This window comes from Enterococcus sp. VV15 (assembly GCF_005236045.1).
Taxonomy (GTDB): Bacteria; Bacillota; Bacilli; order Lactobacillales; family Enterococcaceae; genus Enterococcus_B; species Enterococcus_B durans.
The window spans coordinates 44337-56164 of sequence record NZ_QPTY01000016.1 but is presented as its reverse complement, the minus strand read 5'-3'; the positions used below and the strand labels follow the sequence as shown (position 1 = coordinate 56164).

Sequence of the window (11828 nt, the reverse complement as noted above, 5' to 3'; positions counted from 1 at the left end):
TCTTGAACCCATCGATACAAGCTATTAGCGTGAACTTCTAGCTGTAGGCTAACTTCTTTAACAGAAAATCCTTCTTCCAGTTACCAGTTTTACAGCGGCGATTTTAAATGCTTTATCAAATGAACGTCTTGGCATAATCTAGATCCTCTCTTTCCCTTAATTTATTGTCTAGTTTATTATACCAAGTCCACCTATACAGGGGAGTATATCATTCTTCTCTCACACTCTTTTTCTATATTTCTAACAAATCAAGTATTTCTTGAGGAGAGTCAATAACTATGACGACATTTTGAAAATTTTCAATATTTTGGGCTCCCCATTTAGCTAAACCAAAAGTGACTCCACATGCTTTCGCACTTTGCATGTCATATAATGAATCACCAATATAAATCGTCTCTTCCTTTTTTACATGGAGCTCGTCAATTGCCTTTTGTATTGGATCTGGAAAAGGTTTATGCAAGTTAGTATCTGAAGCTGTAATTTGTATATCAAAATATTGATTTAAATCAAATCGGTCAAATTCATTCTTCATTTCTTCCTTTGTTTTAGATGTAACAATTCCTAGTTGAATCCCTTTTATGTGCAACTTCTGTAATATTTCTGCTAAATGTGGAAAAACTTGGACATTCTCTGCTAATAAAAGAACATTTTTACCCCATTTTGATAAAAAAATATCCTCTTCTTCCTCAGTATTTACAAACTTTTTAATCGCTTCTCTTCCAGGAATACCTAAAATATAATGTAATTCTTGAATTGGGAGTTCTTTCTCTAATTCTTCACGCAAAGTTTTTTGTAGATAATGTGTCATAACATATTCTGTATCAATTATCGTTCCATCAACATCAAATAATATCGTTTTGATCATGGCATTTCTCCTTTGTATAGATGATTTTATCTTTTCCTATTCTAACGGCTAAGTCTTCAGGAATGATTTTATCCGTTATCAAGTAGTCGATTTCTTCAAAACTGTAGACAAGGTAATTATGAGATAAATTGATTTTTGTATGATCGCATAGCAACACGATTTTATTGCTTTTCTCTCGAATTGCTTGCTTCATTGCGATGTCTTCTTCATGTGCATAATAGATTCCGCAATTATTAATACCCGCACAACTTAAGTAAGAAATATCAAACCGATATTTTGTTCATTCCCAGATTGTGTATCCGCCAGTAACTGAACGGCTTTCTTTATTTAATGTTCCCCCAAGGATTGTAGTTGGGATTGAAGTAGTCTTTAAAAATTGATCAGCAATGTCAATCGAATTCGTTACAACTTTTTTTATGTTTCTATTCGCTAAATACTAGGGCAAAAGAGAGATTGTGGTCGACACATCTAAATATACGCTTTGTTTTTCTACTAATAATTTACTTGCTTCTCGAGCAATTTCTTTTTTTACTTGAAGTTCTTGATTTGTTCGTCCTAAATATCCATTTATTTTATTAAATGCATTTGCTAAACTAATTCCTCCGTATGTTCTGATCACGAGATTGTTATCCGCTAGTTTTATTGTATCTCGCCTAGCCGTGTCTCTAGAAGCCCCCGTAAGTCGCATCATATCTTGTAAAGTCAACGACTGTTCTTTTGCCAGTCTTTCCATTATTATCAGTAATCTTTTTTGTTGATTTATCGATAGAACTTTCCTTACGATAATAAGTGATTTTAAGTACATTTTAATAATGGCTTAAATAAGCTTAAATGTACAATAGCATATCATACTCATACATCGCACGTTTCTGTACACTCATAATTTAATTTCTGAAATAGCCCCAACTGTTTGTCGATTAAACAGAAATTATATAGCATAGCTTTGTTACTTTGAGAAGTGTAGTTAGTTAGCTGACTATGCTAGTTTTTTAGCACAAAAAAAGACAGTCTATATTTATTGTCAACTGTCTTTAAAATATGTAGTATTTAGTTATATAACTTAACCTATTTCCATAAACAAGATAGGATATGGATTCCCCTGTTCATCCATCTCTGACCTCTCACGAACTTTAAATCCCATATGTTCATAAAATCCTTTTGCCTGTGGATTTTGCTCATTGACAACGAGTTCTTTTATACCATATTTTGTCATTCCATATGCCAACAGCTTTCTACCTAATCCTCTGCCACGCTCTTCTGGAACAATGAACAACATTTCCAGTTTTCCGTCATCAATTCCCATAAAAGCGACAGGCCTTCCATTTATATCAGTTTCAACAAGCAAGTGCGGTACGGCCATCAAGGCAGTCGGCACAAATTTTTTTATCTCTTCTATTTCCTCACCTGATAAGAAAAGATGAGTTTCTCTTACCGATGTTTCCCATACATCAACCAATTGCTCGACAAGCAAAGGAGTTCTGTCTTTGATTTCGATTTCTTTCATAATCCTACCCTTTCTGCAAAAACGACGTAGTTTATATCACGCCATTTACTGTTATATCGCCTAAATAAGTGATTTTCACGCCTGGCGGAAGCTAATAGATATTGTAGTCATACAGATATACTTGATTTTTTGTTCGTTTTTAGTATAAAATCAGTTATTTTCATTCTAAAAATCATGACTAATAGACAAATAGTCAGGATGACATTTTCGTATCCACGTAATTGTTGTGCTATGACACCCCCGCCAATCAATGTACCTACAAAAATCACACTTGCGATAACACTTCGTCTAGACAGTTTTCGTTTCATCACCTCACGCCTTTCTACTACTTTCAATCCTATCATTTACAACGCGAAAAATACATACAAAAAAACAATTGGAACAATAGATTTTACAAGCGATCATTCCAATTGTTTCTAATGATGTTCTTCCTGTTTGATTAGCTGTGTGAGATGGTGGATGAACCTTTGAGCGATTTTACTTAATGGTCGTTTCACGGAGTAAATGATCACCAACTCATTTTCTTGACTATCTGCAAGTGGGATCAATCGAAGGTATTCTTTCATCTCACCGATCACGATTCCAGAACCAGAAGCATAAGCATCTGTTTCCAGAACGATATTCATCAATGTACCACGATCACTCGTATAGATCACTGTTTCTTGGTCAGGAATTTCGATTAAATCCTCATAAAAATAAGGAAAATTACTGCCATCTTGAGTAAATCTTACTTGGGGATATGGAAATAGCTCCTCTTTAGCTATCTCCTTTTTTTGGCTCAGTGGATGTTCTTGACGTAAAAAGATATGTGTCTTGAAAGTCCCCAAAGCCTGCGTCACCAATTCTCCTTGTTCCAAGTATCTTTTGATACCTGAACGATTGTGTTCATTCATATAAAGGATGCCAATTTCACTATGTTGCTCTTTGACTTCTTCTATCACTTTTGCAGTAGTCGTTTCAATGATCCGAAATTGTTTGATTTCTTGTTTGAATGAAGTAATCAGTTTTGCTGTCAAAGGGCCTAAAAAATCATAGTGTTGCGAAGCAATAGAAAAGCTGTCTCTCTTTTCATTCGCAAGATAATACCCTTCTAACGACTCCAGTTGCACTAAGATTCGTTCTGCTCTTTTTAAAAACTCTTGGCCTTCTTCGGTTAAAAAGGCGCCTCGATTGGTTCGGGTAAAAAGAGTAATCCCAAGCTCTGTTTCAAGTTCCTTGATGCCTGCCGACAAACTAGGTTGTGCAACATATAGTTTTTTAGCCGCTTCTCTAAAACTTCCATTGTTTGCCACAGCAACCACATATTTCAATTGTTGAAAATTCACTGATTTGCCTCCGTGTAATAGTTGATTTCTCGGTTTTTCAGCGGTTGGACCGGTCGATTATTTGGTTGTGCATATTGTCCCTTAAATGGAATTAAAAAATCTTTATTCAATTTTTGGATCTGGTCCATTACAAACCACTGTATAGGACCGCTAGTCGGTGGTGTGGTTAACGATCCGACATAATGATAATGGCTCTTTTTCTCTGGGAATAAGACGATTGGGTTCGTCCAATGTTCGTGCTTCTCCACGTCCCAAGAATCACCATTTTCGCGATCATATAACCAACCTTCTCCAGTTGCTAGATGATACATGACTCCTACGACCAAATTTTCTTTTTTGGCATTCATATGCACAAAGTGGAACTCAATATCTTCCTGTTTTCCATTGATCAAATGCTCAGAAGGCATATGGAAGTGGATATCAGTCAAATAAAATTTTTGACCTTTAAATTCAACGTAACTAAGTTGATCGTAAGGAACTAAATGAATTGTATTTTTGAATTCTTTGTCCGTGAATCGTTGCCTTTCATAGTGGAAAGACAATGTTTCACCTGATTCGTCTATTTCCTCACATGTAGTTAATTGAATAGGTGACTGCAAAGAAAAAGCTGCTCCTTTGGCAAACCAATCACATAACTCAGCCCAGTGTCCAGGTCCTCTATCTCCTGAGTAGCCCCATTCAACATCCATATTTTTCTTCAAATCCATACCTCCAGAGTTTTCTTTTTCGTTTTATTTGTTGGTTTTCTTGACAATAGTCGAAACTGTTGCTAAAAAATCTTCTTTTCCATAGAATTCTTGGTTCAGTAATTCTGGGAAGATCTCATTGAAGAAATACTGAACAGATGGACGATGATCAAATGACTTAATCGTCGTGACCGCTTCGATAAACATTTCTTTATAGACTTTTTCCGGATTGTTTTTGATGATTTCTTCAAAAGATTCATACAATAAATCGACTTTATCAGAGATTGCTAATAACTCTCCCTCAACCGTGTCATCTTTTCCTTCAAAAAGACGTTTACGATACGTTTCCTGAAATTCTTCTGGAATTTCCTGATTAATAAACTCGTCCGTCATTTTCTCTTCTACCGTTTGCAACATCCCCCGCAACTCTTTACTTGCATATTTTACTGGAGTTTTGATGTCACCAATGAAGCGCTCGGTATAATCATGGTTCAGTGCCTTTTCATAGAGCAGTTTCCAGTCGATCTTTTGACCGTTTACTTCTTCTATATCCCCTAAAACTTGAGCAATCGAAGCCACTCGATACGAGTGTGCCGCTACCGTATGCTCGGTGAATTTAAAGAAACCAGGAGCCCGAGTGATTTTTTCTAAATTGTTCAATCCTAAAATAAATTCATTCAATCCCATAAATAGACCTCCCTTAATGGAATACTTTTTCCGATAATCCTACCATTAAATAACTAAAATTTGCAAATAACACGTTTTATTTCCATTGATTTTTTTATAATTTTAACAAAATCATTCCCGATTTATATAAAAAAATAGAAACCAGAAGAAAGCATTCTAGTCTCTACCAATCGTATACCGTATTTTCAAATAACACTATCCAAAAAAAGTTGATGACTTGGAAGCATTCAAAACAACATAGCTCTAAAACCTCGTAGAAAAAATTTTTTCTACGTGATTTATCACCGAGCTACTCGTCCATAGCAAAACTTTCGTCTTGAATACTTCTTTATTTGTTGTTTATTTAACACTAGTATACCATTTTATTTCTGATGATAAAATATTTTTTACAGATGTTAAGCAATCAGTTTTTCTTCCAGTTTTCAGGATCTTGTTTCCATTCCTTCAGTAGGTTTAATTCTGTTTCATCAATGTATTTTTCTTCTAATGCTGCTTCGATCAGCACGGAATAATTCGTAAGGGTCAATAATGGCATTTCCGCATTAGTAAAGTTTGCTTTTCCTTTTGGTAATTCATACGTGAAGATAGCAGCCACACCTAAGACATTCGCCCCTTCATGTTTAGCAGCTTCTGCTGCTTCTAGTACACTTCCGCCAGTTGAAATCAGATCTTCGATCACGACCATTTTTTGCCCTTCAAAAATACGTCCTTCGATTTGGTTTCCTTTACCATGATCTTTCGCTTTACTTCTGATATAAACCATCGGCAAATCTAAAATTTCAGCTACCCATGCCGCATGTGGGATGCCTGCAGTCGCTGTTCCTGCAATGACTTCAACATCTGGATATGCTTCTTTTATTTTGTCTGCTAACCCTTGTGCAATTTCTTTTCTAACTTTTGGATAGCTCATCGTGATCCGATTGTCACAGTAAATTGGACTTTTGATGCCGCTTGCCCAAGTAAAAGGTTCACTAGGGCTCAAAAAAACAGCTTCGATTTCTAATAGATCTTTTGCGATCGTAGTTTCAATTGACTTCATATTAATGGCTCCATTCTTCTTTAATTGATTGATACGCTTGATATGGATCTTGCGCCAATGTGATCGGACGGCCAACAACAATGAACGTAGAACCGATTTCATGTGCTTTAGCCGGTGTCACAATTCTTGTTTGATCTCCTGCAACTGTTCCTTCTGGACGTATCCCAGGGGTTAGACAGATAAATGATGGGTCAGTTTTTTCTTTGATGGATTTCACTTCCCATGCGGATGAAACTACTCCGTCAAGACCAGCTTGTTTGGCACATTGGGAATAATGGATGACACTTTCCTCAAGAGGAACATCGATCAATTGGTCATGGTGCATTTCTTCTTCACTTGTTGAAGTTAATTGCGTGATTGCCAACAACAGCGGGCGTTTTTTGTCTTCTGGCGTACCTGCTTCTAATCCTCTTAGAGCAGCCTTCATCATTCGGATGCCACCAGCTGCATGGACACAAGTCACGTCCACACCTAATTTAGCTAGGCCTGTCATGGCTTTTTCAACAGTATTCGGAATATCATGGAGTTTCAAGTCTAAAAAGACATCGTGTCCGGCGTCTTTTAACCAACGAACAATGATTGGTCCTTCTTGGTAGAATAATTCCATGCCGATTTTTACAAATAATTTCTCATCTTCTGGGAATAATTGCAGAAACTCTTCTACTTCTTGCCAAGTTGAAAAGTCTAACGCGATAATTGGTCGTTGATTCATTGATTTCGTTCCTCTCTTACTTCCTTGATTAATTGCTCTAATGATTCGATACCAAGTTCTGCCATTCGGACTGGCAACCCTTCAATCAGTTTAGGACAGATGTAGGGATCGGTAAAGTTAGCCGTTCCAACAGCAACAGCACTTGCACCTGCCATGAACATCTCTAACACATCGTCAACAGTTTGGACGCCACCCATTCCAATAATCGGTAGTTTTGAAACAGACGCCACCTGATTGATCAAGCGAATAGCCACAGGTTTGATTGCTGGACCTGACAGTCCCCCTGTTTGATTTGCTAAAATTGGTTTTCTAGTTTTTAGATCGATCCGCATGCCAAGTAGTGTATTGATCATGGTGAAACCATCGGCTCCACCACTTTCGATTGCTTGAGCGATGGGCACGATGTCTGTCACATTAGGCGAAAGTTTCACGTACACTGGAACTTTCGCTACTTTTTTGACCGCTTGAGTCAATTGAAAAGCAACTTCTGGGTCGGTACCAAAAGCGATACCTCCATATTTGACATTCGGGCAGGAAATATTCAATTCAATAGCTTTCACATTCGGTGCTTCACCGATTTTTGCACAAACTTCTACATAATCTTCTTCACAGGCCCCTGCGACATTCGCAATGATCGGCAATTCCTGGTAGTGAGCTAATTCAGGTAATAATTCTTTCATCACAACATCTAGTCCAGGATTTTGTAAGCCGATCGCGTTCAGCATACCAGAAGGTGTTTCTGCTACTCTCGGAGTAGGATTGCCAAATCTTGCCTTAGGTGTCGTTGCTTTGACCATGATCGATCCTAGTTGATTCAAATCATAATATTTTCCATATTCTTTTCCGAAACCAAAGCATCCACTGGCTGGCATAATCGGATTTTTCAAATCTAACCCTGGAAGTTTTACTGCTAAAGGATTTCCACTCATAAAATGACCTCCCCAACTTTGAAGATAGGTCCTTCATCACAGACCTTCACACTTTTCGTTCCTGTCTCATCATCTGGCTTATGGCACACACATGCGTAGCAAGCGCCGACACCGCAAGCCATCCTAGATTCTAATGAAAGCTGGACATTGGGATGGTCTGAATAAAGTTGTTCGACGGTCTTCAATAGTCCATTTGCGCCACAAGCAAATACTGCTTTAGGCATTTTGCTTGTACTCAACAATAAATTTCCGACATTGCCGTGGATTCCGTAGGTACCATCATCTGTTGCAATGCGAGTCTCTCCTAATTCATTGAATTCTTCTTCATAATATAATACGTCTTTTGAGGCGAATCCTAGAAAATGAATTGGAATGATCCCTTTTTCTTTTAATTGCTTTGATAACTCATAGAGAGGAGGCACACCAATCCCACCACCAACGATGAAGACTTCATCTTCTGGTTCTAATCCTGACAAGTCAAACCCATTGCCTAAAGGACCTAACACATCGAGTGTATCCCCCATTTTCAATTCTGAGAAGATTTTTGTCCCTTCTCCTTCGATTCGATAGATAATCCGACAAGTTTTATTTTCATGATCAATCTGGTTGATGCTGATTGGTCGCCTTAGTAGCAAATCAGCACGAGGCACTCGAATATGCAGAAACTGCCCTGGAGAATTCATTTCATTGACTAATTCTCCTTTTAGCGTGAGTTCATAAATGCGTGGTGCCAGTTGTCTTTGATTGATAACCTTCATTAATTCTTGTTTCATATCTACTCTCCTCATTTGAGACATTCAAGTGTGTGTCCTGCCTAAGTATCAACTAAGAAGGGACTCTTCCCAATTGATACTTTTGTACATTACTATTCACATTTTCATTATCTCGTTTCTTTTTAGATCGCTTTTGTTGAAAATGCTCGTGATTCCATTACTCGAATGATTGCATCTGCAGTATCTAATGAAGTAAATAACGGAGTTCCATGTTCAACAGCCTCTCGGCGAATGATAAAACCATCTTTCGAAGCATTTCCTCTGTCTTTGTCAATGGTATTGACCACGACCTGCGCTTTTCCTTCACGGATCAAATCAACGACATTTTTTTCATGGGCATGCTCAGATATTTTGGCAACTTTCGTAACGATCAATCCATGTGATTCGAAAAAGGCAGCTGTATTTTTCGTCGCTAACAAGCTGTAGCCGATTTCTGAAAAGCGCTTGGCTAATTCTAGTGCTTCTTCTTTGGTTTCGTCCGCAATCGTGAACAAAACGGAGCCATAGTCTGGTAACCGAAGTCCCGATGCCTCAAAAGCTTTGTACAATGCCTTATCGAGATTTTGGTCTGATCCCATGACTTCCCCAGTTGATTTCATTTCAGGCCCTAAATACGTATCTACTTTATGAAGTTTAGTGAATGAAAAGACTGGTGCTTTTACGTGGACATTCTCAGTTTCAGGATACAAGCCAGTCTCAAAGCCTAAGTCTTTTAGTTTCTGCCCTAAGATTGCTTTCGTTGCGATCTGTGCCATCGAAATACCTGTAACTTTACTTAAAAATGGTACAGTACGACTTGCACGAGGATTCACTTCGATCACATAGACTTTATTATCATGGATGACAAATTGGATGTTCATCATACCAATGCAGTTCAACCCCCGCGCTAGGCGGATCGTGTAGTCTTCGATCGTCTTCTGGATTTCAGCGGATAGTGCTTGTGGCGGATAAACAGCCATCGAGTCACCTGAATGTACACCTGCACGTTCGATATGTTCCATGATTCCTGGGATCAGTACTGTTTCTCCATCACAGATGGCATCTACTTCACATTCACTACCAAGCAAATAACGATCGATCAGTACAGGATGTTCTGGGGAAGCTTTGACTGCATGTTCCATGTAGTCTTCAAGATCGTGTTGATTTTCAACGATTTCCATTGCACGTCCACCTAAAACATAGCTTGGTCTGACTAATACTGGGTAACCGATAATTGAAGCAATTGCAACAGCTTCTGCTTTACTTGTCGCTGTATCTCCTAACGGTTGTGGAACATCCAGTTGTTTCAATGCCTGTTCGAAAAGATCACGGTTTTCTGCACGATCCAAATCTTCGATCGTTGTTCCTAAAATTTTCACACCAGCTTTAACAAGCGGCTCTGCTAAGTTGATCGCAGTCTGACCACCGAATTGGACGATCACACCCATCGGCTGTTCAAGATCAATAACGTTCATGACGTCTTCAAAAGTCAATGGTTCAAAGTACAATTTGTCAGAGATAGAAAAATCAGTCGATACGGTCTCTGGATTACTGTTCATGATGATTGCTTCATATCCAGCTTGTTGGATTGCTTTGACAGAATGTACAGTTGCATAATCAAACTCCACTCCTTGGCCAATTCTGATTGGTCCTGACCCTAAAACTAGGACTGATTCTTTCTCCGAGCGGATACTCTCGTTTTCATATTCATATGTGCTATAGAAATAAGGCGTTTGTGACGCAAATTCAGCGGCACAAGTATCTACCATTTTATAAACGGGTAGGATATTTTGCTCAGTTCGCATTTGTCTGATCTCTTTTGCGGTAGTTTTCCACAAATCAGCGATTTTTTGATCCGTAAATCCATTTTGTTTCACAAATGTTAGTAGCTCAGGATCATTCGGTTGTGCCGCTAGTTGGTTTTCTAATTCGACGATATGAAGGAGTTTATCTAAAAAGAATAAATCGATTTTTGTTAATTCCGCAATTTCTTCGATCGGGAAACCTCGACGAATTGCTTCTGCTACGTAGAAGAGGCGATCATCTTGCGCTCTGACCATTTTTTTGATCAATAGATCATCTTCGACATCCTTTAACTCTGGCAATTCAATATGATAAGTCCCGATTTCTAGAGAACGAACAGCTTTCAAAAGGGATTCCTCGATATTTCTTCCGATCGCCATTACTTCACCAGTTGCCTTCATCTGGGTCCCTAGCACTCGTTCACCATTTTCAAACTTATCGAAAGGCCAACGTGGGATTTTTGCTACAACATAGTCGAGTGCAGGTTCAAATTCAGCATAGGTCGTACCTGTTACCGGATTTTTCATCTCATCAAGTGTCAGACCTAAAGCAATTTTTGCTGCCAATTTTGCAATCGGATAGCCGGTTGCTTTACTTGCTAATGCAGAAGACCGTGAAACACGAGGATTCACTTCAATCACATAGTAGTTGAAACTGTTTGGATCTAAAGCTAACTGCACATTACAGCCACCTTCGATTTTCAACGCTCGAATGATTGAAAGCGAAGCATCACGCAATATTTGATATTCATGATCAGATAATGTTTGGCTTGGTGCAAAAACGATCGAATCGCCTGTATGGATACCAACAGGATCAAAGTTCTCCATGTTACAAACAACGATTGCATTATCAGCTGAATCTCGCATTACTTCATACTCGATTTCTTTGAATCCAGCGATACTCCGTTCGATCAAACATTGTGTCACAGGGGATAAACTAAGGCCGTTTTCAGCGATTACACGTAGCTCTTCTTCATTTTCGCACATGCCACCGCCCGTTCCACCTAATGTGAAGGCAGGTCGGACGATGATTGGGTAGCCGATTTTATTTGCAAAATCAACAGCTTCTTCTACTGTTGTCACAATTTCAGATTCGGGGATTGGTTGATTTAATTCTTCCATCAACTGCTTGAATAGGTCACGATCTTCCGCCTGATCGATTGCAGATAGTTTTGTACCCAAAAGTTCAATATCTAACTCATCTAAAATACCAGATTCAGCTAATTCCATTGCCATATTCAAGCCTGTTTGGCCTCCTAATGTTGGCAACAATGCATCGGGGCGTTCTTTTCTTAAAATTCTCGACACGAATTCTAAAGTTATTGGTTCGATATACACTTGATCAGCAATTTCTTTATCTGTCATGATCGTCGCTGGATTAGAGTTGACCAAGACGACTTCATACCCTTCTTCTTTCAAGGCTAGACAAGCTTGCGTTCCTGCATAATCAAACTCAGCGGCTTGTCCGATGATGATTGGTCCAGAACCGATCACCATTATTTTTTTGATATCTGTCCGTTTTGGCAT

12 protein-coding genes and 2 pseudogenes are annotated in these 11828 nt (G+C 38.5%); all 14 read right to left on the bottom strand.

The window, feature by feature from the left end; all coding sequences use genetic code 11:
* Nucleotides 1-135: pseudogene (locus DVW83_RS07595) on the bottom strand (transposase); the annotation flags it as partial.
* Between the two features lie 97 nt (nt 136-232).
* Nucleotides 233-865: an HAD family hydrolase gene (locus tag DVW83_RS07590; RefSeq protein WP_104660406.1), complete on the bottom strand. Its 633-nt coding sequence runs from the start codon at nt 863-865 to the stop codon at nt 233-235.
* Nucleotides 843-1130, bottom strand: a pseudogene (locus DVW83_RS15475) (DeoR/GlpR family DNA-binding transcription regulator); the annotation flags it as partial. The pseudogene DVW83_RS15475 and the gene DVW83_RS07590, both read right to left, overlap by 23 nt.
* A gap of 171 nt (nt 1131-1301) precedes the next feature.
* Nucleotides 1302-1670: a DeoR family transcriptional regulator gene (locus tag DVW83_RS15470; protein ID WP_224784481.1), complete on the bottom strand. Its 369-nt coding sequence runs from the start codon at nt 1668-1670 to the stop codon at nt 1302-1304.
* 255 nt (nt 1671-1925) lie between these two features.
* Entirely contained in the window at nt 1926-2369 is a 444-nt protein-coding gene (locus DVW83_RS07580) for a GNAT family N-acetyltransferase (RefSeq protein ID WP_104660405.1), read from the bottom strand.
* A gap of 107 nt (nt 2370-2476) precedes the next feature.
* A complete protein-coding gene (locus tag DVW83_RS07575; protein ID WP_104660404.1) occupies nt 2477-2677 on the bottom strand; it encodes a hypothetical protein in 201 nt (66 codons plus the stop codon).
* Nucleotides 2678-2785: 108 nt separating this feature from the next.
* On the bottom strand, nt 2786-3694 hold the full coding sequence (locus tag DVW83_RS07570; RefSeq protein ID WP_123862404.1) for a LysR family transcriptional regulator: 909 nt from the start codon (nt 3692-3694) through the stop codon (nt 2786-2788).
* Nucleotides 3691-4395, bottom strand: a complete 705-nt coding sequence (locus tag DVW83_RS07565) for a carbonic anhydrase family protein (RefSeq protein ID WP_104660402.1) — start codon at nt 4393-4395, stop codon at nt 3691-3693. Before DVW83_RS07565 ends, DVW83_RS07570 begins: the two co-directional genes overlap by 4 nt.
* Nucleotides 4396-4425: 30 nt before the next feature.
* Nucleotides 4426-5067 (bottom strand): YfbR-like 5'-deoxynucleotidase, encoded by a 642-nt coding sequence (locus DVW83_RS07560; RefSeq protein WP_081133533.1) that lies wholly within the window; start codon nt 5065-5067, stop codon nt 4426-4428.
* 403 nt (nt 5068-5470) lie between these two features.
* Nucleotides 5471-6106, bottom strand: coding sequence for an orotate phosphoribosyltransferase (gene pyrE / locus DVW83_RS07555; protein ID WP_104660401.1), 636 nt, complete (start codon nt 6104-6106; stop codon nt 5471-5473).
* A gap of 1 nt (nt 6107) precedes the next feature.
* The gene (gene pyrF, locus DVW83_RS07550; protein WP_137239195.1) at nt 6108-6818 is read right to left on the bottom strand and encodes an orotidine-5'-phosphate decarboxylase; all 711 of its coding nucleotides are present in this window, start codon (nt 6816-6818) and stop codon (nt 6108-6110) included.
* On the bottom strand, nt 6815-7747 hold the full coding sequence (locus DVW83_RS07545; RefSeq protein WP_104660399.1) for a dihydroorotate dehydrogenase: 933 nt from the start codon (nt 7745-7747) through the stop codon (nt 6815-6817). The genes pyrF and DVW83_RS07545 overlap by 4 nt, the downstream gene beginning before the upstream one ends.
* Nucleotides 7744-8520, bottom strand: coding sequence for a dihydroorotate dehydrogenase electron transfer subunit (locus tag DVW83_RS07540; RefSeq protein ID WP_104660398.1), 777 nt, complete (start codon nt 8518-8520; stop codon nt 7744-7746). Before DVW83_RS07540 ends, DVW83_RS07545 begins: the two co-directional genes overlap by 4 nt.
* A 122-nt stretch (nt 8521-8642) precedes the next feature.
* The gene (carB, locus tag DVW83_RS07535; RefSeq protein WP_104660397.1) at nt 8643-11828 is read right to left on the bottom strand and encodes a carbamoyl-phosphate synthase large subunit; all 3186 of its coding nucleotides are present in this window, start codon (nt 11826-11828) and stop codon (nt 8643-8645) included.

Coding starts and splice junctions, on each gene's coding strand:
- DVW83_RS07590 (WP_104660406.1), bottom strand. CDS start 865: ATGATCAAAACGATATTATTTGATGTTGATGGAACGATAATTGATACA.
- DVW83_RS15470 (WP_224784481.1), bottom strand. CDS start 1,670: ATGTACTTAAAATCACTTATTATCGTAAGGAAAGTTCTATCGATAAAT.
- DVW83_RS07580 (WP_104660405.1), bottom strand. CDS start 2,369: ATGAAAGAAATCGAAATCAAAGACAGAACTCCTTTGCTTGTCGAGCAA.
- DVW83_RS07575 (WP_104660404.1), bottom strand. CDS start 2,677: ATGAAACGAAAACTGTCTAGACGAAGTGTTATCGCAAGTGTGATTTTT.
- DVW83_RS07560 (WP_081133533.1), bottom strand. CDS start 5,067: ATGGGATTGAATGAATTTATTTTAGGATTGAACAATTTAGAAAAAATC.
- pyrE (WP_104660401.1), bottom strand. CDS start 6,106: ATGAAGTCAATTGAAACTACGATCGCAAAAGATCTATTAGAAATCGAA.
- pyrF (WP_137239195.1), bottom strand. CDS start 6,818: ATGAATCAACGACCAATTATCGCGTTAGACTTTTCAACTTGGCAAGAA.
- DVW83_RS07545 (WP_104660399.1), bottom strand. CDS start 7,747: ATGAGTGGAAATCCTTTAGCAGTAAAACTTCCAGGGTTAGATTTGAAA.
- DVW83_RS07540 (WP_104660398.1), bottom strand. CDS start 8,520: ATGAAACAAGAATTAATGAAGGTTATCAATCAAAGACAACTGGCACCA.
- carB (WP_104660397.1), bottom strand. CDS start 11,828: ATGCCAAAACGGACAGATATCAAAAAAATAATGGTGATCGGTTCTGGA.